17 protein-coding genes and 1 pseudogene are annotated in these 20,683 nt (G+C 60.2%); 11 read left to right on the top strand and 7 right to left on the bottom strand.

Annotation, left to right across the window (positions count from 1 at the left end; genetic code table 11):
- Positions 1 to 11 precede the first annotated feature (11 nt).
- From Hhyl6_RS19665 to Hhyl6_RS19640, 6 genes are all read left to right on the top strand, one after another.
- Positions 12 to 854, top strand: coding sequence for a DsbA family protein (locus tag Hhyl6_RS19665; protein WP_483740952.1), 843 nt, complete (start codon positions 12 to 14; stop codon positions 852 to 854).
- Positions 855 to 1,262: 408 nt separating this feature from the next.
- Complete coding sequence (locus tag Hhyl6_RS19660; protein ID WP_483740951.1) at positions 1,263 to 2,615, top strand: nucleotide sugar dehydrogenase; 1,353 nt, start codon at positions 1,263 to 1,265, stop codon at positions 2,613 to 2,615.
- Between the two features lies 1 nt (position 2,616).
- On the top strand, positions 2,617 to 3,645 hold the full coding sequence (locus Hhyl6_RS19655; RefSeq protein ID WP_483740950.1) for a glycosyltransferase family 2 protein: 1,029 nt from the start codon (positions 2,617 to 2,619) through the stop codon (positions 3,643 to 3,645).
- Entirely contained in the window at positions 3,642 to 4,718 is a 1,077-nt protein-coding gene (locus Hhyl6_RS19650; RefSeq protein WP_483740949.1) for a DUF354 domain-containing protein, read from the top strand. Before Hhyl6_RS19655 ends, Hhyl6_RS19650 begins: the two co-directional genes overlap by 4 nt.
- A 4-nt stretch (positions 4,719 to 4,722) precedes the next feature.
- Complete coding sequence (locus Hhyl6_RS19645; RefSeq protein ID WP_483740948.1) at positions 4,723 to 5,655, top strand: glycosyltransferase family 4 protein; 933 nt, start codon at positions 4,723 to 4,725, stop codon at positions 5,653 to 5,655.
- The gene (locus Hhyl6_RS19640) at positions 5,652 to 7,640 is read left to right on the top strand and encodes a hypothetical protein (RefSeq protein WP_483740947.1); all 1,989 of its coding nucleotides are present in this window, start codon (positions 5,652 to 5,654) and stop codon (positions 7,638 to 7,640) included. Before Hhyl6_RS19645 ends, Hhyl6_RS19640 begins: the two co-directional genes overlap by 4 nt.
- Before the next feature lie 169 nt (positions 7,641 to 7,809).
- On the opposite strand, the gene Hhyl6_RS19635 is transcribed toward Hhyl6_RS19640, so the two are convergent.
- Both Hhyl6_RS19635 and Hhyl6_RS19630 read right to left on the bottom strand, forming a co-directional pair.
- Complete coding sequence (locus Hhyl6_RS19635; RefSeq protein ID WP_483740946.1) at positions 7,810 to 9,594, bottom strand: cytochrome c oxidase subunit I; 1,785 nt, start codon at positions 9,592 to 9,594, stop codon at positions 7,810 to 7,812.
- A 390-nt stretch (positions 9,595 to 9,984) separates the two neighbouring features.
- Positions 9,985 to 10,197, bottom strand: coding sequence for a hypothetical protein (locus Hhyl6_RS19630; RefSeq protein ID WP_483740945.1), 213 nt, complete (start codon positions 10,195 to 10,197; stop codon positions 9,985 to 9,987).
- A 620-nt stretch (positions 10,198 to 10,817) separates the two neighbouring features.
- On the opposite strand from Hhyl6_RS19630, the gene Hhyl6_RS19625 reads away from it, so the two are divergent.
- Positions 10,818 to 12,215: a glycine cleavage T C-terminal barrel domain-containing protein gene (locus tag Hhyl6_RS19625; RefSeq protein ID WP_483740944.1), complete on the top strand. Its 1,398-nt coding sequence runs from the start codon at positions 10,818 to 10,820 to the stop codon at positions 12,213 to 12,215.
- A gap of 528 nt (positions 12,216 to 12,743) precedes the next feature.
- Positions 12,744 to 13,868, top strand: a pseudogene (locus tag Hhyl6_RS19620) (MFS transporter).
- A gap of 307 nt (positions 13,869 to 14,175) precedes the next feature.
- Here the strand turns inward: Hhyl6_RS19620 and Hhyl6_RS19615 are convergent.
- A complete protein-coding gene (locus Hhyl6_RS19615) occupies positions 14,176 to 14,997 on the bottom strand; it encodes a TrmB family transcriptional regulator (protein ID WP_483740943.1) in 822 nt (273 codons plus the stop codon).
- 168 nt (positions 14,998 to 15,165) lie between these two features.
- On the opposite strand from Hhyl6_RS19615, the gene Hhyl6_RS19610 reads away from it, so the two are divergent.
- From Hhyl6_RS19610 to Hhyl6_RS19600, 3 genes are read left to right on the top strand one after another with little or no spacing between them, the layout of a single operon-like run.
- Positions 15,166 to 16,206, top strand: coding sequence for a methyl-accepting chemotaxis protein (locus tag Hhyl6_RS19610; protein WP_483740942.1), 1,041 nt, complete (start codon positions 15,166 to 15,168; stop codon positions 16,204 to 16,206).
- Positions 16,207 to 16,209: 3 nt separating this feature from the next.
- Entirely contained in the window at positions 16,210 to 16,674 is a 465-nt protein-coding gene (locus tag Hhyl6_RS19605; RefSeq protein WP_483740941.1) for a chemotaxis protein CheW, read from the top strand.
- Between the two features lies 1 nt (position 16,675).
- Entirely contained in the window at positions 16,676 to 18,073 is a 1,398-nt protein-coding gene (locus Hhyl6_RS19600) for a response regulator (protein WP_483740940.1), read from the top strand.
- 193 nt (positions 18,074 to 18,266) lie between these two features.
- Here Hhyl6_RS19600 and Hhyl6_RS19595 read toward each other — a convergent pair whose 3' ends face one another.
- From Hhyl6_RS19595 to Hhyl6_RS19580, 4 genes are all read right to left on the bottom strand, one after another.
- Complete coding sequence (locus Hhyl6_RS19595) at positions 18,267 to 18,545, bottom strand: hypothetical protein (RefSeq protein WP_483740939.1); 279 nt, start codon at positions 18,543 to 18,545, stop codon at positions 18,267 to 18,269.
- Between the two features lie 273 nt (positions 18,546 to 18,818).
- Positions 18,819 to 19,034, bottom strand: a complete 216-nt coding sequence (locus tag Hhyl6_RS19590; protein WP_483740938.1) for a DUF6199 family natural product biosynthesis protein — start codon at positions 19,032 to 19,034, stop codon at positions 18,819 to 18,821.
- Positions 19,035 to 19,180: 146 nt separating this feature from the next.
- Entirely contained in the window at positions 19,181 to 19,945 is a 765-nt protein-coding gene (locus tag Hhyl6_RS19585) for an alpha/beta fold hydrolase (protein ID WP_483740937.1), read from the bottom strand.
- A 124-nt stretch (positions 19,946 to 20,069) separates the two neighbouring features.
- Positions 20,070 to 20,642: a metal-dependent hydrolase gene (locus tag Hhyl6_RS19580; RefSeq protein ID WP_483740936.1), complete on the bottom strand. Its 573-nt coding sequence runs from the start codon at positions 20,640 to 20,642 to the stop codon at positions 20,070 to 20,072.
- Positions 20,643 to 20,683: the final 41 nt, after the last annotated feature.

The raw sequence follows: 20,683 nt of genomic DNA, 5'->3' as shown, positions 1-20,683 counted from the left end.
TGTGTCCGATAATGTCTGAGAAACCCTCACGACGGCGGTTCCTAGCGGCGCTGGCGGCCGGTTCGGCAGTCACTGTCTCGGGCTGTGCAAGTATCGTCGACGCAGTCGACAGTTCCGGTTCGTCGAGCGGGGAGACGCCCCAATCGACCGACTCGAACAGTTCACAACTGTCCGGGCAGGCGACGGACACGCCGACGAACAGCTCACAGCAGTCCTCCGAGACCCAGACCGACGAGCAGTGGTCGATCGACGACGTCACCATCGAGGAACCGTCGCTATCGCTCTCCTCCGTCACGCTGCCCGACGAAAAGCCCGACTACCCGACGATGGGCGACGCCGACGAGACGGTGACCGTCTACGGTAGCTGGAAGTGCCCGTACACGCAAGAGTTCGTCCTCCAGCAAATGCCGGACCTCGTCGACGAGTTCGTGCGTCCGGGCGACGTATCGATGGAGTTCCGCGCCGTCGCGTACCGGAGCGGGGAACCGTTCCTCGGTGTGGACGCGCCGCGGGCGACTCGCGCGGGACTCGCCGTCTGGGAGACCGACCCCGAGTCGTTCTGGTCGTACTTCTCCTACGTGTTCGCCAACCAGCCAGACGAGCAGTACCGCTGGGCGAAGGCGCCGTTGCTAACGCGGTTCGCGGGAGCCGCGGACGTCGAGAGCCCCGGGAAGATTCGCGAAGCCGCCAACCAGCAGAACGCGTACAACGACCGCATCCAGCGAACGCTCACCGCCGCCAACGAGAACGACATCTGGACGGTGCCCCGCGTCGTCTACGACGGCGAGGTGACCGCCCCGACTATCGACATCGAGAGCACGCGCGAGCAACTGGAGGCGGCCGCCGACGAGTAACGACGGTCCGCCGGAGCGCCGAGACACCGCGTGAAACAGTCGTGAACTGCTTTTAACAGAGATTTAATCCCGTCTGCCCGACTGCTGGCGCGAGTTCTGACTGCCGAATTACTCCAATCTCGCGTGTAGACGCGCGCTACGTCCGATACGCGGGCGTAGGTGGCCGTCGTGTCAACTCCCCGGACACGGGTATTCGTACCGTGGTACACCGTCAAATCCTTAGGCACCTGCGAAGGGCTGCGGTTGCTCGGGAAGATTCAGGCGTTTCAGGCACCCATCCATCGGTTTTCCGCCGTTCTGAGGAGGTGAATCGCTTAGCCGCCGTATAGGAATGACCCCACAGCGTCGTTGTGTGGACGAGAACAGCCCGTATCGGTCGCTGAGGGCTGGTTGAACCGGTGAACCTCTATGAATTCACTCCCAAGCAACGACGCACTCGACGGAATAAGCCCGATACAAGCGCCCCAAGACATCACACCGAGAGAGACGACGGTCTGCGTCGTCGGCCTCGGCTACGTGGGGCTGCCGCTGGCTGTCGGGTTCGACGAATCGGGATACGACGTAATCGGCTACGACATCTCCGAGGAGACGGTCGGACGCCTCTCCGATGGCACCGACACGACCGGTGACCTCGGTGACGAGGCCATCGAGGAGGGCGAGGTGGAGTTCACCACGGAACCGGGCGCCATCGCGGAGGCGTCCTACGTCCTCGTGACCGTCCCGACGCCCATCGACGAGAACCACGACCCGAAGATGGACTTCGTCGAGAGCGCCGCGGAGACGGTCGGCGAGCAGATGACGCCGGGGACGACCGTCGTCCTCGAATCGACCGTCTACCCGGGAGCGACCCGAGAGGTGCTCGTCCCGGCCCTCGAATCTTCCTCCGGTCTGGACTGCGGTGAGGACTTCTACGTCGGCTACTCTCCCGAACGCGCCGTCCCCGGAGACGAGAAACACGGCCTCCAGAACGTGATGAAAATCGTCAGCGGCCAGAACGAGGCCGTCGGTCAGGCCGTCGAGGCGCTGTACGGCCACGTCATCGAGGCCGGCGTCCACCGCGCGCCCTCGATGGAGGTCGCAGAGGCCGCGAAGGTCGTCGAGAACGTCCAACGCGACGTCAACATCGGTCTCGTCAACGACCTCGCGATGACCTTCGAAGAGATGGACATCGACACCGAGGCCGTCCTCGACGCCGCCGGCACGAAGTGGAACTTCCACGACTACAGCCCCGGACTGGTCAGCGGGCACTGCATCCCCGTGGACCCGTACTTCCTCATCCACCGCGCGAACAAGGAAGGCGCGACGCCGCAGCTCGTCGAGGCGAGTCGGTCCGTCAACGAGTCCATGCCCAAGCACGTCTCGGACCTGATGGTGAAAGCCCTGACAGAGGCCCACCGTCCGCTCGCAGACTGTCGCGTGTTGGTGGCCGGACTGACCTACAAGGCCGACGTGGCGGACATCCGGAACGCGAAGATTGCCGCCGTCATCGAGGAACTGCAGGAGTACGGGATGGAAATCGTCGGCTTCGACCCGCTGCTCGACGACGAGACCATCACGGACTACCTCGGCATCGAGACCCAAGAGAAGCTGACGTTCGAAGGGTTCGACGGCCTGTTGCTCGGGGCCGCTCACGAGGAGTTGCAGAACCTCAACCCCAACATCGTCGCCGCGGAGTTGTCCGACCCGCCGGCCATCGTCGACGTGAACCGCGCGTTCGACGAGGCGGCACTCCCCGACGAGGTCGCGTACAGGAGGGTCTGAGATGTACCGTGGCCAGACGGTCGGTGTGGTCCTGCCGGCGTACAACGAGGCCGAGCACATCGGGTCTGTCATCGAGTCACTGCCGTCGTACGTCGACCGGGTGTACGCCATCGACGACTGCTCGACCGACGAGACGTGGGACGTTATCTGCGAGTACGCGACGGTGAGCGACCAGACGGTCGGACAGGTCGGGGCCGCCGACGGCGAGGCTGCCGAACAGGTGATGATTCCCGACGGCCACGGCAGCGACTTCCCGGACGTCGTCCCGGTCCAGCACCGCGTGAACCAGGGTGCCGGCGGGACGCTCAAGACCGGTTATCTCCTCGCGGCGCGCGACGGGATGGACGCCACCGTCACCATCGACGCCGACGGCCAGATGGACGCCGGCCAGATGGACCGTCTCCTCGACCCCATCGTCGAGGGCCGGGCGGGGTTCTCGAAGGGCAACCGCCTCGCCGACAGCGACGCCGCGGGCGGGATGCCGCCGTTCCGTCTGCTCGGCAACTGGATGCTGACGCTCATGATGAAGCCCGCGAGCGGCTACTGGCGCCTCCGCGACCCACAGAACGGCTACACCGCCATCTCCGAGGAGGCGCTCGCTGCGGTGAACATCGAAGCCATCCCGGACGACCACGACTACCCCAACGACCTGTTGGCCCGCCTGAACGCCGCCGGCGTCCGCGTCGCGGACGTCCCGATGGAGGCCATCTACGGCGACGAGGAGAGCACCATCCAGTTCACGGACTTCGTCAAGCGCACCTCCACGACGATACTGCAGGCGTTTCTCTGGCGCCTGCGTACGGCGAGCGACCGCGGCCGGGCCCACCTGCCGGCGCTGTACTCGGTTGGCGCGCTGGGCGTCGTCGTCGGCGTGCTCTCGACACTGAGTAGCGCACTCGCCGGGCTACTTCCGGACGCGCTCTCCGTCAGTTGGCCGGAGTCGACCCTGCCCCTCGTGGGCGGACTGGTCGCACTCGTACTGGCGCTCGGCACCGACCGACAGAACGACGCCGAGGTGATTCGCGAATGAACGTCATCGTGACAGTCCAGCACGCCGGGCACGTCCACTTCTTCAAGCACGCCATCGACGAGTTGACGGCTCGCGGTCACGACGTCCGGGTGTTCGCCCGGGACAACGAGGCCTCCATCGACCTGCTGGAGGCCTGTGACATCGACTACGAGGTGCTCGCAGGGTCCTCCGATTCCCTGCTGTCGCTCGCGGCGGCGCAGGGCGTCTACGAGGCCCGTCTCCTGCGTCGCGCCGTCGAGTTCGACCCGGACGTGATGACGGCCATCGGCGGCGTCGCCGTCTCGCACGTCGCCTCGCTCGTCGGGGCACAGAGCGTCGTCTTCTACGACACCGAGCACGCGACCATCATCCGTCGACTGGCGTTCCCGTTCGCGGACACCGTCTGCACGCCGGACTGCTTCCACGACGACATCGGGGCCAAGCAGGTCCGCTACCCGGCGTACCACGAACTCGCCTACCTCCACCCCGACCTCTTCGAACCGGACGAGACGGTGCTCGAAGACGTGGGGCTGGAGCGAGACGACGACGTGGTGCTGGTCCGACTCGGCGACTGGAGTTCCTCGCACGACGTCGGCGTCAGCGGCATCGACGACCCCGTCGAACTCGTCGAGCAGTTGGAGGCCGACGGCGCGGAGGTGCTGCTCAGCACCGAGGGCGACCTCCCCTCGGGACTGGAGTCACACGGCTTCGACTTGGACTCCGACCGGTTCCACGACCTGCTGGCCGCCATCGACCTCTACGTCGGCGAAGGCGGGACGACGGCCGCCGAGTGTGCGGCGCTCGGGACGCCGGCCGTCTACGTCAGCGACCTCACGCTGGGCTACCTCGACGAACTCGAATCGAAGTACGGCCTCGTCGTCAACTGCGCCGGCGACGGCGACACGGCCACGGCCACCGAGGCCGCCCGGTCGATGCTGTCCGAACCCGCCGAGGAGTTCGAGCGCCGTCGGATGCACCTGCTGACGGAGAAGGTCAACCCGACGGACCTCATCATCGACCAACTCACCGGCGGGCAGGACGCCGCGCCCGACGCCACAGAGACACGCGAGATACCGGCACGGAACGTGGGGTGATGACATGCGAACACTACACCTGACGACGGGTCGACGGTCGTTCTTCGACCAGCAAATCGAGTCGCTCCGCTCCCGAGGCGTCGACTGTACCGTCCTCAACGTGCCGGGAGACTACTCGGCCGACGACCCCCGTACCGTGACGGACTACCTGAAGTACTATCCGCAGGTTTTAGAGCACAGTCTGGGCGAGTACGACCTCGTCCACGCGAACCACGGACTGACAGTTCCCTTCGCGCTCGGCCAGCCGACCCGACCCATCGTGGTCACCTACTGGGGGAGCGACCTCATGGGCGACCACGGCGTGGTCGCCGGGATGAGCAGGCACAGCGCCTCGCTGGCCGACCGCGTCATACTCCCCAGTCAAGCGATGTCCGACTACATCGACTGTGAACACACGCACGTCCCGTTCCCCGTCGACACCGACCGGTTCGAACCGATGGACCGGGCGGCCGCACGCGAACACGTCGGCTGGGACCACGACGAGACAATCGTGTTGTTCCCCTACGACCCGAGTCGTCCCGAAAAAGACTACGAGCGAGCCGAGAAGGTCGTCAGCGCCGCCGACGTCGACGCCGAACTCAGGACGCTGACCGGCAAGCCCTACTCGGAGATGCCGTACTACCTGAACGCGAGCGACGTCGTCCTCGTCACCTCGGAGCGCGAGAGCGGGCCGATGGTAGTCCGCGAGGCCGCGGCCTGTAACGTCCCGGTCGTCTCGACGGACGTGGGCTTCGTCCGCGAGACGCTGGAGAACGTCGGGCAGTCGGCGGTCTGCAGGTCCGACATCGAACTGGTCGGTTCGCTCGAAGTCATCCTCGAGAACGACCGGCGACCCGATGCACGCCGGCAACTGGACGGCCTCGACCCTGACGACTTCGGCCGACGCCTCGAACAGGTGTACGACGCGACGCTGAACGGCACGGGAGGTCTGCCATGAACCCGCAGCGAACCGCTCGTCGGTGGCTCCCGACGCAGTTGGACACCGGTGCCGCGGTCGCGGGCCTGCTCATGGCCCTCGCACTGTTCCCGCTCCGGTTTTTCGCCTCACAGATATACATCAAGACGATTCCGCTGGTGTTGGGACTGGCCTGTATCCTGTATCTCATCGCCAGCGTCCGCGACGACAGCACCATCAATGGCCTCCCGACGTTGTCTCGGGACATCCTCAGACTGTTACCGATACTGGTAGTGCTCTGTTCGGCCGCGCTGGTCATCATCGCCGTCGAGGCCGGCGAGCGGTCGGTGCTGTTCTACGACCTCGCCGGCGTCGCCGGGACGCTCCTGATGGCCCAGATACTGTTCTCCGGGGAGAAGTCGTTCAACCGGACGCAGATACTGTTCCAGATAGTGCTGCTGGCGGCCGTCGTCCGGTTGAGCGCGCTGTACGTGACGCCGGGCCTCGTGGGCATCGACATCTGGACCCACATAACCCAACTGGCCGGTAGCATCAAGGCACAGGGCACGCTGGAGGCCATCTCGACCAACAAGCACTACACGTCGCCGCTGTACCACCTGCTGGTCGTCGCCACGTCGCTGCTGGCCGACGTCCCCCTGCGACTGGCGCTGTACCTCTCGCTGGGACTGGCGATGCCCGTCGCGATACTCGTCGTGTTCGCGATGGCGAACCTGCTCGTCGAACCGCGGTGGGCAGCGCTGGCCGCGCTCCTGTTCTCGTTCGGCGACTACGTCATCGAGTGGGGCATCCACATCATCCCGACCAGCATGGGGCTGATACTGTTCCTCACGGTCCTCTATTTCCTCCTCCGGGTCATGCGGACGGACTACGGACTCCGCGAGTTCGCGCTGCTCGTCTTGGCCAGCGCCGCGGTCATCCTCACCCACCAGGTGTCGTCGTTCATCATGCTGGTGTTGCTGGGCGCCGGGTTGCTCTCGTACCTCGTGCTCAAACTGAGCATCTTCCGCCAGTCGCCGCTCGACTCGGACGTCTTCAGGGTGCGCAACCCGATGAACATCGGGGGACTGCTCGCGTTCGACGCGGGGTTCATCACGTTCCTCTGGTCGTTCACGCCGTACAACGGGAACTCGTTCCTCGTGACGGTGCTGAGCTACCTACAGGAGACGCTGGCCTCCAGCGCTGGGGTGTTGGACCTCGCCGGGCCGTCGTCCAGTAGTTCGTCCGGGGCCGCCGCGAGTCAGGGCCCGACCCTCATCCAGCAAATCGCGACCTACATCGACACGACCGGGTTCCTCCTACTCCTGTTCGGAACCTTCGTCGGGTGTCTCTACGTCGTCAACCGGCGGCGGGCACAGCAGTCCGTGTTCACGCTCCTGCTGGCGTCGGCCGTCATGCTCGTGTTCGTCCTCGGCCTGCCGATGTTCGGCATCCGGAACTTCATCCCCCAGCGGTGGTTCGCGTTCCTCTACGCGCCGCTGGCGCTCCTGACGGTCATCGGCCTCCGGCACCTCACCATCGAACTGGACCGCCGGACCATCGCCGCGGTGGCCCTCATCTTCGTGTTGGTGTTCCCCAGCGCGATGGTGATGTCGAGCAACGGGACCATCGACAACCCGATGTTCGAGAATCAGGAGGCGCAGCTGTCCTACACCGAGGCCGAGATTGAGGCCGTCTACACCTTCGGAGCCATGACCGGGTCCCCAGACGGAGACAACCTCCGGCCCGACCAAGTGGTGTTCACCGACCACCCGTACCAGACGCTGTTCAAGCGGACCGGGTCCTATCCCGCCGACACGGCCCGGATAAACGACAGCGAACCGGTCTCCCACGACATCACGGTCTACCGGAAAGAACAGACCGAGGCGGCGACCTACTTCATCAACAGTCGCGGCTTCGGCGAGTCGCGGAACATCCCCCAACAGCGACTCTGTCGCCCCAATCAGGCGATAATCTACAGCAACGACCAAGTCGAGATGTGTACCCAGTCGCCGGCGTCGAACGCCTGAGAGGGCGTTCCGCCGCGCCGTTCGACCACCCGTTCTGGCTCGTTCGTTCTCCTACCCGTCTGGCCCTGTTGAAATCCGCAACGGCTGACACGAATCGCGTTCTGAATGCAGAGCAGTTCAAACATATACTGTGTGAAAGCCGAAGACTCGAAGGAGAACGTCTGCAGCGTCAGTCGTCGGTCGGTTGGCCGCCGTCGGTCAGCGCCGATTGCCCCTCGTCCTCGCCGCCGTCGGTGACGGCCGTCTCCAGTTTGCGGTCGAACCACTGGAACTCGCGGTCGAGCATCCCGTCGCGTTCGAGGTTCCACGGGTCGCCGTCCTCGACTTTCGGCCCTTCGAGCCACGACTGGACGACGTTCCAGACGAAGATGAGTTGTCCCACGAACAGGATGATTGCGCCGAGGGTGGCGAGCAGGTGGTACGTCTGGACCTGTGCCAGTGGCGCGATGGCCCCGTCGAACTGGTAGGTCGCGTAACGGCGCGGCATCCCGAGGTAGCCCAGCGCCAGCATCGCGAAGAAGGTGACGTTCGTCCCCACCATCGACAGCCAGAAGTGAGCCTTCCCGAGCGTCCGCTGGTACATCCGACCGGTGAACACCGGGAACCAGTAGTAGATGCCCGCGAAGGCACCGAATCCGAGAGCACCCATCACGATGTAGTGGAAGTGGCCGACCACGTAGTAGGTGTCGTGGAGCACCAGGTTGACGGGAATCGCGGCGAGGAAGACGCCGGTGACGCCGCCGATGATGAAGTTCGAGACGAAGCCGATACAGAACAGCATCGGCGTGGTCAGTCGGAGGCGCCCGTTCCACATCGTCGTGATCCAGTTGAACGTCTTCACCGCACTGGGTATCGAGATAGCGATGGAGACAGCCATGAAGGAGGCCCGCAAGCGGGGGTCCATGCCCGTCGAGAACATGTGGTGGGCCCAGACGCCGAACGAGAGGACGCCGATGGCCAGCGTCGAGTAGACGACGAACTTGAAGCCGAACAGCTTCCGACCGGCGAACTTCGGCAGGATGAGACTCACCAGCCCCATCGGCGGGAGCACGAGGATGTACACCTCGGGGTGGCCGAAGAACCAGAACAGGTGTTGCCACAGCAGGGGACCACCGCCCTCGACGGCGAAGAACGTCGTCGAGAGGTTCCGGTCCAGCAGGAGCATGACGATAGCGCTCCCCAGCAGCGGGAACGAAAAGAGGATGAGCGCCGACTGGGTGAGCATGGTCCACGAGAAGATGTCGAGGGTCGCCCAGCTGACGTCCTCACTACGTTCGGTGAAGATAGTCGCGATGAAGTTGATGGCACCCATCGTGGCGGCGACGCCCGAGAGGTGCAGACCCAGCAACATGAGGTCCACGCCGGGGTTGGCCTGCTCGACGGACAGCGGCGTGTACATCGTCCACGCGGTCTGTGCCGGCTCGATCATGTTCTCGGTGACCGGCGCGAGGAAGAACCCGGCCCAGATGAGCAGCGCCGCCGGCGGGAGCAACCAGAACGCGATGGCGTTGATGCGCGGGAACGCCATGTCGTCGGCCCCGATGAGCAAGGGGATGAAGTAGTTCGCGAACGCCGCAATCATCGGCGTCCCGAACAGGAACAGCATCGTGATGCCGTGACTCGTCAGGATAGAGTTGTAGGCGTTCGCACCCAGCAAGGCACCGCCGGGCGTGACGAGTTGCAGACGGATGAGCAGCGCCATGATGCCACCCACCGCGAAAGCGATGACGGCGTAGACGCCGTAGAGGATGCCGATGTCTTTGTGGTCGACTGTCGTCAGCCACCGAACGATACCTGCGGGCTTCTCCCGGTGGACGACGGTTTCGCCCGTCGCCGTGCCGCCGCCCGCGAGCGGCGTGTACGACCGCCAGTTCTCGATGCGCGTGAGTAACGCGGCGATACCGACGAGGAGGACGGCCATCAACCCCGTCAACACTAGGTCTCCAACAGCCATAAGAATTAGAAAACTCCGCAATTGTATTTTTCTGCAGGTTAACTGGATAACATACTTTTACCGGAGTTGGAATATTCCGTGAGTTCCTGTCCCTTCCGAACGTTACAGAGACTGCTGCGAGAGGTTCCAGTGCGCCGAAATCCGAGCGGTGGTCGGCACTGAATCTATCTTCTGGGTCGAGGGATCCGTCATCCCGCTACGTGACGGAAGGTCGCTGACCGATACGCGCCGTGTATGCGGCAGCGCCTTTTCGAACTGTTCAGCGCCTGTCAGTAACGGCGTGAGCGATAGAGAGAGTGAGTTCAGTCAAGGCGCATTCGATTAGGCTGGTCCGACTAAACATCCGTTAGAGATTTACTGTCCAATCGGGAGCGATGCCGAACCTACGCTCTACTCGGTGAGGAATGAGAGTAGCCATGCGACCAGCACGGCAACGAACGACACGAGCGTTATCGTCACGAGTTGGGTGAAGACGGGAAGCGTCTTCCGAACACCGGGAACGAGTCCAGCGTAGTACGCTGCCGTCACTCCAAAGGTGACGAGGAATGCGACCGTCGTAAGGAACGGTACCGGCCGTCGACGAGGGAGGGTGCTGACGTCCATGTCGGCGACGTCTCCGCCTACTAATAAGTGCTTTCCACGTATATCCTGAGCGGGCACGCTGTATTTCGCCCGCTCCTGACGGGTACAGACTATGTGCTCTGTATTCAGTACGGTCGCAGAGACCTGACGGAAGGCTGCGAGAAACTTCGTGCTGAACTTAGAGGCTGTATACAGCAGTCGGGCACTGGTCTGTTAGTAGCGAATCCGACGGTCACTGGGGACAGCGAACCGTCGAAGCCAGTGACAGACCGACTCAGAGCGAGGATAGACGCACACCCGAGGATTCTCGGAGCGTTCGTCGTGACGATAGTCGTCAGCTACTACTTCCCCTCGCTGTTCTGACCGCACCAATCGAGCGACGTACGGAAGGGGTCAGGGGTACACGGAGTCTTCCGCCCCCGTATAAACGGGTTAAACGAATAAGCTACAGAGTGATGCAGTCACGGCCATGCTAATCAATAGTATGGTACTTAACACCAATGCCGGCGAGCGAGCCAGAGCTACTGAATCACAATTCTCCTTCCCCGAAGGGGTCATCACGGCATTCAACGCCAGTCGGTTCAGAGGAATCTGTACGACGCTGTTCGACCGTTACGCCGGAGGACCGGAATAGATCAATAATGGCGCGTAACCAACAGCATCCGAATCACCCGGACGTCGACCAATCGGACCGTACCATCCCCAGAAATCTCCGTCAGACAGGCGACGCAGACGTCGACCTTCTGATCTCTACGCGAGTTCGGCAGTCGCCGTTCTGGCACCTCTCCGTCGAGGCGGGCTGTCGGCAGGCGACGGTCTACAATCACATGTACCACCCGCGGTCGTACATCGACCCCGACGATGGCGGGTTAGACGCCGAATACGACATGCTGGTCAACGAGGTGACGCTGATGGACGTCGCGGTCGAGCGCCAGATCCGAGTCCAAGGGCCGGATGCCGAGGCGTTCGTCAACCACGTCATCACGCGAGACGCGACCGATATCGAGCCGATGCGTGGGAAGTACGCCATCTGCTGCAACCAGGACGGCGGTATCCTCAACGACTTCGTCCTGTTGCGACTCGCCGACGACGAGTTCTGGTTCTCCATCGCAGACGCCGACCTGAAACAGTGGCTACAAGGAGTCACGGTCCACTCCGATTTCGAGGTCGACATCGACGAGATCGACGTCTCGCCGATGCAAATCCAGGGCCCGAAGTCGCCGGCTGTGATGGAGTCGCTCGTCGGGGACGTGGTCGAAGACATCCCGTACTACGGACTGATGGAAGCCACGGTCAACGACGTCCCGGTGTTAGTGAGTCAGACCGGCTTCTCGGGAGAGGCGGGGTTCGAGATATACGTCCGTGAGGCGACGACGAACGCCGAAGCGGTGTGGAACCCAGTCCTCGAAACGGTCGAAGCCCACGGCGGTACGACAACGGGAATCTCTCATCAACGACGTATCGCTGCCGGAATCATGTCGCTGGGACAGGACATGGACGACCAGACGTCACCGTTTCAGGTCAACCTCGGCTATCAGGTTCCCGACGACAAGGACGCGGACTACATCGGCAAAAGCGAACTGGAACAGCAGAAGGACGCCATCGAGAACGGCGAGTTCCCGTTCACGCACAAACTGGTCGGCCTGAAGATGGCCGGCGAACCGATCAAGGACTACGCCCCGGACTTCTGGATCGTCTCGGATCCGGAGACTGGCGAGGAGTGTGGCTACCTGACGTCGGCGTGGTGGAATCCGGAGCTCGACACCAATATCGGCCTCGGATTCGTGCCGTCGGCGAAACTGGAGGCCGCGACCGACGTTCCACTCGACGACTCGATATACGACGCGGAAGTCGACGTGGAGTTCGAAGTCCACCTCCCGGACGAGTACGCCGAGGAGGCCGGCGAGCCCGTATATGCGACGGTAGCGAAGGTTCCGTTCAAGGAGTCAGTCAATCCCAGTGCTCGCGAACAGGCCAAGATTCACGCCAGGGACGATATGAACGATTCAGGGCCTCGGCCATCAGGAGGACGAGAATAGCTACCAAGGGAAACCCGAGACCGGAAACGTACGCACGCCCCGACCAGTCATCGCGTCGGTCGGCGCTCGCCAATCGGCCGCACACCGGACGTCGGTGACAGACCACGGACGCAACCACCCGCTGGGTTCTCAATCCGAACCCATGCACAACGCTGTGCTCGTCCGAGGTAGCCGCACGTGAATGCTACAGTGTGTTCGCCAACTACTCGACCGCTGTCAGAAAGGATGTGACCGATACAGAGGGTGTATCGGTCACAGACGTTGCCAGTGACCGATCATCTCTGACGACAATCCTTCCCGAAAAGGAGATGCCTCGATCAGGGGTCGAATTCTGTAATTGATCCAGATTCTCGACCCGTGATACGCTGGGTGAGAAATGTAATAACGATAGGTAATTAGCCGACTCGTGGTACTTGTTTGCTGATGGAGGACGTGTCTTCACACAGGCGGATTCTGGCGGCACCGGAGAGCGTTCTCAAGTATTATCTCTACAACTCCACCAAGGCAGTCGAGTTCTACCGGCCAATTATGTATCTCTTCTTTCTCGCACAAGGACTCAACTTCACGCAAATTGCTATACTTGAGGCAATTTACAATCTCACAACCGTCTTAGGTGAAATTCCAACAGGGTACGTTGGTGACCGCGTTGGCCGACGCAATAGCCTCCTCATCGGGACTGGACTCATCACTGTAACGCTCGTCGGAATCAGTCTCTCAGAGTCCTTCTACGCACTCGCTGTTCTGTATGCGGTCTGGTCGATGGGATACAATTTCCGATCCGGAAGTGAAGATGCATGGTTGTACGACACGCTCACAGACGAACTCTCGGATGGTGAGTTCGCCCACGTCCGTGGACGTGGAGAGTCCGTTTCCTTGGCCGTTGGTGCTGGTGCTGCTATCCTCGGGGAGGTATCTCGGTAGTATCAACCTCTCGCTACCGTGGTTCGTCGCCGCAGCTGTCACCGGTCTTGGTGCGGTCGTTCTTCTTACTTTGGACGAACCAGAGACCTACAAGAAGACAGACACTGGGGGACTGAGCTTTGGACAGATTCTCGAAATCGTCACGGACACGTTATCACGGCGAAACATCCGAGCACTCATTCTCTACTATTACGTTCTGTATGCTGCTGTCACGTATCTCGTGTTCGTGTTCTTGCAGCCGATCTTCGAGACGGTCGTGGTGGATCTAGGAATTTCGCCCGGTCAAGTTGAATCGCTCCTTGGGTGGTTCTATGCGGCGTATAGTCTGTTCGCGCAGTTCTCAGTTACTATACGGGTACAATCAAGGAGTACATCGGTATCCAAACGTGGTTTCTCGTCCTTCCGTTCGCTGTTGGTGCCGCATTGATAGGGATGTACTTTGTTCCAATCTTGGCTCTTCCGACGTTCCTGGTTGCGCGAGGACTTGCCGACGTCACACGGTCGTTCGCCGGGCAGTATGTCAACGACCGCATTGAGACAGTCGGCCGGGCAACGGTGCTGAGCGCGATGGCGATGGTGAGTGGATTAACCGTAATCCCGTTCCAGCTAGGCAGTGGAGTCATCTCCGACGTCGTGTCGCCGATGTTTGCGCTGGCTGTGGCCGGAGCCGTCCTCGTTACTGGTTCGGCAGTTATTCTTCTCTGGGAAAAACCCGTCTCTAATTCATCATAGAAAGCCCTCTCCGGTTGGAAGACTTGCGTGCGCTATTCAGCACGGTTACGGTAATTCATGAAGAAGCTGTCAGAAACGGCCTGCTGCATACAGAGGATGAGTACAGTAAAGTCGCGATATTCTCATCAACCGCCGATAACCGACTGTTCATATTCCGCTGACCTTGGTCGTCCTCCGTACGAAAGGACCGACCAGTTTCCGACATGGATAGCAGACACCTTCAGACACAGATGTTTCACGCCAGCCCGTGATACTGCTGACCAACCTGGGGGTAGTCTTCGCTACTGTCGTTAACAGCGGCGATGTCTTACAAAGGTGGTTCTGTACCATTACCGTCAGTCGCCCTATCATCAAGTTGTGAGCCGATGAGCTGTCGACAAAGCATGACTAATTCGCTATCGATTCCCTCGCCCCAGATCGCAGTTTCCTCACATTCACCATCTGGACCCCTAGTTCCGATAGACGCAAGCATCACTATACTGCGGTCTGCCATGATGAGGCGGCTCAACTGGGAACCTTGACTTTCTAACGTGTCCCAGTCAAGAGAGGGAGTCCATACGGTTGCACCCGGGAGCTGACAGCGAAGTTCATCGCGAAGTACGTCGTCCGATGAACCAAAGACGACGTCAACACCACGGTCAATAGCATTTTGCGCTTGGTCAAAACATTTGTCCTGAAATGTCGCTTTATCGGTGAAAAAGCCGAACAGCTCGGACTCCGCACGGGCTGAAATATACTGCCCCCTTGTGATTACGTTTTCCTGTCCCTCCACTCTCCAGATCTCGTTCTTCGATTCCCCCTTGTCGAGAGTAGGAATCGACCGGAGTGCTTCAGCTGCTTTTTCAAGACTCCCTTTGTACGTCTGCTGTAATCTCTCGATGGCCAGATCTATTGAAACAGCTCTGAATTTTCGGGGGTTTCCATCCTGTATCTCGACTAATCCTCGTTCCTGAAGACTTTCCGCGAGATCATACACCCGTGTCCGTGGCAGGTTAGATATTTCGCTGATATCTTTGGCCGTTCCGGATGGGATACGGGATAAGGAAACGAAGCATTCCGCCTCGTACTCCGTGAGGCCCAATTCTTGTAACTTATTTATTGCTTGTTTTTCCCCCCGGCCTGTATGCATCTCATGTACAGATTATCTGCCGCGAGCATAAATATACAGATATTCATCCAGGGGCTGTTGTTACTATTATAAAGAAGTATTTTATGGCTAATGATATACATATACCCATTATCACCGAGTATAATTGGACACTGGTGTTTTTATGTATCCCTTCTTACGCTTGAGAGGATGACATCCCTATCAGAGGACAGCGATGACGAATACGAGGAGACAAAGGACCTGGGACAGGACATCAGCGACGAGGTCGGTGGCGATTTAGAGACTGACATCGGCGATATCAAGGAAGATATCAGCCGTGACGAAGGCTACAATCACGAGGCTGCAAGCGATATCCAGACATCGATTGCCGAATTACACGATTCCTCTGTTGAGATCGCACGGCGTCTCGCCGAGATTCGTGAAGGGACTGCCGAGCAATACGAAGGAATGGAGCAGGTCGCGGAGGAGATCTCGAATCTTTCGGCGGCTGTTGAGGAAATCGCTGCGTCATCCGAAGAGGTTTCGACTGCCAGTGAGGAGGCACGGAATCTCGCCGACGAAGGTCAGGAATCGGCGACAGAAGTCCGGGAAGCCATGGCCGAGATTCAGGATGCAGCTAACGACGTCTCACAGGACGTCGGGCAAATCCAGGACAGCGTTACTGAAATCGACGAAATCGTGGAGGTGATCAACGACATCGCGGACCAAACGAACATGCTCGCGCTCAATGCCTCTATCGAGGCAGCCCGCGCTGGCGAAGCTGGTGAAGGATTCGCCGTCGTCGCGAACGAGGTGAAGTCGCTCGCCGAAGAGTCTCAGAACCACGCCAGCGAGATCGAGAAGATGGTCGATGGCATAAAAGCGGACACGGAGAACGCCGTCGGGTCACTCGAGGAGAATAATAAACGTATCGAGCGAGGTATCGAGTCCGTCGATGACGCAGTTACGATCCTGGACGATATCCACGGTGCTGTTTCGGAGGTCAGCGAGGGAATTACGGAAGTAGCTACCGCGACCGACCAGCAGGCGGCCTCCACGGAAGAAGTCGCGAGTATGGTCGATCAGACCACAACGGCGGCCGACGAGATTGCTACCGAAACTGCCGAAATCGCCGACGAGATCGACGACCAGACCGACCTGGTTACAGACATCAGTCAGGCCGTAGACAGACTCGTCTCTGAGTTTTCTAAGAACAGTACCACGAGCGAGACTACCGATGACAGGGTGTGAGCGATGAGCGCCACCGAAACCACAAGTGGGGTGCAAGTACTAGAGTTTAGTCTTGGCGACGAAGAGTATTGTGTCGAAATTGAGTACGTGACTGAAATCGTTGATAGCGGGGAAATGACGTCCATTCCGAACACCACGGACCACGTTGCTGGTGTGATGGATCTACGAGGGCGGACGACCACCATTGTCGATCCTCAAGTCCTACTCAACAGCGCAAATGGAACGCCAAATCAAATGATCTCCGATGGTGGAAAAGTCTCCAACCGTATCGTTATTTTCGACCCGGACACCGTTGAGACCGACGGGCCGATGGGGTGGATAGTTTCTGATGTCGCTGAAGTGACCCACATATCGGAAGAATGTGTGGAAACGAACCCAATCACGGATATCGATTTCTTCCGCGGGATAGTCAAACGAGACGATGATTTCCTCATCTGGGTGGACCCAAACGAGATAGAACTAACATAAAATGGCCCTTTTGAAGAACGAAATAGGACACGAGGAGGGTGCACGTCCGATTACTGTCCTTCACGTTGACGATGAACCGCAATTCGGGGAATTAGTATCGATGTATCTCGAAAGCCTTGGGGGAGATATCACGACCGTCACGGAGACAAGCGCCAGTAATGGACTGGACATTATCCCGGAGGAGAATATTGACTGCGTCGTGAGTGACTATCAGATGCCTGGTATGAACGGGATTGAATTCCTGCAGGCAGTACGGAAAGAGTATCCCAACCTACCATTCATTTTGTTGACTGGTAGAGGAAGTGAAGAAGTAGCGTCTGAAGCGATAAGCGCCGGTGTGACGTCGTACATTCAAAAAGGTGGGACAGAAGTGTACGAGCAACTCGTCAATCGCATCCAAAATGCCGTTGGCCATAAACGGTCAGAACGTCGGGCGGAAGTGGCGAAAAATCGACTTCTCGAACTCTACGAACAGACGGACGGGTTCTTTATTCTTGACAAAGATTGGACTATCGCCTACTGGAATGAGCAGATGAGCAAGCGAACTGGCCAACGAACTGATGGTGTACTCGGTAAGTCATTTCTCAATGCGTTTCCCAAAGCAAAGGGAACAGATCTCTACGCCCACTATCGGGAGGCTATGGAAGCCCGTGAATCGGTAGAATTCGAGACGTACTACGAACCCCACGGCTACTGGGTCAGCGTCCGCGTCTTTCCGGTCGAGGAAGGACTGTTCGTTCACTCACGTGAAATCACTGACGAGAAAGAACGCGAACAAGAAATCGAACGGCGAAATCGAATTTTGGAGTCGTTTGCGAACACGGTCTCGCACGATCTCCGGAATCCTCTAAATGTTGCTGAAGGCAGACTCCAACTGGCTCAGGAGACGGGAGACTTCGAGCATCTTGAAGAGGTGGCACAAGCACATAATCGGATGCGAAATCTCATCAATGAACTCTTGCGGGTCGCTCGGGGCGACGACCTTGCGCTCACAGACGTTTCGTTAGCGACAATCGCCGAGTCTGCATGGGATACGGTTACCTCCGACGAGGCGAAACTTATTATGGAGAACGATGCGGAGTTCGAAGCACACGAGAGTCAACTCCGTCGCCTGTTCGAGAACCTCTTCTGGAATGCACTTGATCACGGAGATGCGTCAACCATCCGAGTCGGGGTGGCCGACGGCAGGATCTACGTTGAGGATGACGGCGTTGGAATTCCGGGTCCAGACCGCGAACTGGTCTTCGAGTCCGGTTTCTCGACCCAGGAGAAGGGGACCGGCTATGGACTCTCCATCGTGGAAGGGATCTGTAAAACCCACGGCTGGGAGATTGCTGCTAGGGAAGGAAAGAGCGGTGGTGCCCGTTTCGAAATTACTGATGTTGACGTTGGCCAGTGACCGATACGTGCCCTGACTGCAGCAGCTTTTGTGAACTGGTCAACATCTGTCAGTAGTGGTGTGACCGATACAGAGGATAAATCCAGCATGATGGCCAGTGATGTATTCGCTCTCGAGCTAGCTGATCCACCGTTCATCGGTTATCGAAGTCTTTCCGGTCACTGGGGCGGCTGATGCAGAAGCGAACGTACAACTATGGGGATGAATCGACAACAACTGTCCCGTACACCATTATAGCGAGCAGGAATACACCGACCGCAAGGAGGACGCCCCCACCGAGACGAAACACTGCTTTCCGGTGGTCGTACGTTTCCTCGTAGAACTCGGGATTCTCCGAGGGTGGGGTCGAACTTAGCGCCTCTGCATATCGTCTCTGGAACGCGATCGCCTTCTCGACGCGGAACACCAACAGGTACCCGATACCCAGCAATATCGATATTAAGACACCCGGCGCAATCAGTTCAAGAGACATCGTTTCACTGAATCGGTTGTTGTCATCGTGCCGGTTTGACTTGCTCGGTTTTCCTGAAGAAAAATCGCACAGCGATGTGGATGCACGGGATTTACCAAACGGACGTCGACTGACCGACACGCGCTGTGTATGCAGCAAAGGCTCAACGAACTACCGGGGCGCTGTCAGTAGGGGCGTGCAAGATTCAGAGGATGCAGTCAGCAAGAGCTCTCGGAAAAGTACTGTTACAGCATTGCCGTGTTGGTACCAAACCCGCAGAAAACAGATAGAGGCTTACCAACTTCGGACGATGAACAGTAGTCCAAATAGCGTAAAGCCGACACCGGCGAGTCTGACAACGGCATAATACGTCTCGCTCATTCCCACCTCGTCAGGACTACGGGTTGTCCCGGTCGCCTTCTGGCGGCGGTCGATAGCAGCAATCCATTCTGGTTTTCCCACCGCGACGAGACCAAACACGAACAATAGCACAGGGACGAAATCGACCATACAAAGTATTGACAAAGATATACGAAAATTCCTACGACCGACTTGCGCGATGCATCCAGCACGGCCACCGAGAGCTGTCACTGGTTGTGCGTTTCGACGAGGCCGCCTCGAACCGATACGTCATGGTCTGTGAGCGGCCCGTTTCCTCAACAGGTGCGGGCCAGCAGTTCGAGGATGGCCGCCCAGAGCGTGTCAGCGTGCGAACTCTCGAACAGTCGCTGGCCGTGAGCCGACCCCTCGAACACCAGATGCCGCTTTGGTTCCGATGCCCCCGCGTGGAGGTCCGACGCGATGTCCACGAACCGCTGGTCGTCCCCCTCGCTCACCACGAACAGTTTCTCGCCGGTGAGTGGCCCGGCATGCTGTGCACCGCCGGCCGCCGAGAGGGTCACGACCCCGTCGACGCGATCCGGGACTGCGGCCGCGGCACCGAGGACGGCGGCCCCGCCCGTGCTCGCGCCGACGAGGACGACAGTCGCGGCGTCCCGGTCGGTCCGCAGGTACTCGACGGCCCCACGGACGGCCGAAACGCGGTCCTCGCCCTCGTCGATGGCGAGCGCCAGATACCCCTCCGAGGCCAGTCGCTCTGCCTGCGGTTGCCAACTCTCCCGGTCGAGGTTAATCTGCGGGACGAGGACGACGGCACAGGACCCGCTCCCGTAGAGCGTCCCCTCGACGGTCGCACCGCTCGACGACTCGAAAGAAACGTCTCGTGGACCAGACGCCCCGGTCTGTGTCGCAGTCCCGGCGTCCGTCTCCGTGCCGTCCGTCGGCGTCGCGGTCTCGCCTGCCGTGGTCGTCGACGAGTCGGTACCTGTCTGGTCGTCCGACTGTCCGCACCCCGCAATCGCGCCCGTGAGGGCGACGCCAGCAGCGGCGAGCACGTGACGGCGCGTGTACGGTCTGGCCATACCGCCGTTTCGAGCAGTCGTGGATTACTTACTGTGGCGGTAATGCGCGTCGTCGACCACTCCGCGCGGCCGTCCGTCCGCCTGTGACGGCGAAATCCCCACCACCGAATCGACGGCGAGGGGACTACGAGGGCGCCGAGTGACGGAACGGCAGTATCCCCAGCCCCGGGCAGTCGTCGGCGTACCAGACGAGCAGGGTGGTCCCCAGCAACGCCACCTCCAGCGTGAGGAAGACGAGGCCGCGGGGCGTCCCGAGGAAGACGACGAACTTCACGAAGTAGTAGAGGAAGTTGTCGAGGAACCCCCGCTGAGCAGCGCTCTGGACGGTGACGAGGGGCCAGACGTACGATTCGAGGTGCAACTGGCTCCCGAGGACCACCTGATAGACGGCGTCCGAGGGGATGTGCGCGAGGTAGGCGACGCTGAACGCCGTCCCGACCTCCCGGCGGCCGAAGTGACCGAAGGCCAGCACGGCGACCGTCGTGAGTAGCGTCGCCGTGAACACGGAGTGAGCCACGGAGACGCCGCTACCGACCACATCGAACGTCCACGCGAGCGGTTTGTCCACGAGGTCCGGGAACAGCGCCCCGAACCCGACTGCGAGCGCCGGGAGCCGCCCGGGCGACTCGCCGTACCGGAGATGGACGTACGCCGAGTACAGCAGGTAACCGACGGCGACGTGTTCCCACGGCCACATCGTGGTCAGGCCCGACGTGTCCGCGAGGTGGTCGGGGGCGG

This window comes from Haloarcula sp. H-hyl6, assembly GCF_056934455.1.
Note: the sequence above shows the minus strand (reverse complement) of the source record. Positions and strands in the feature narration are given on the sequence as shown.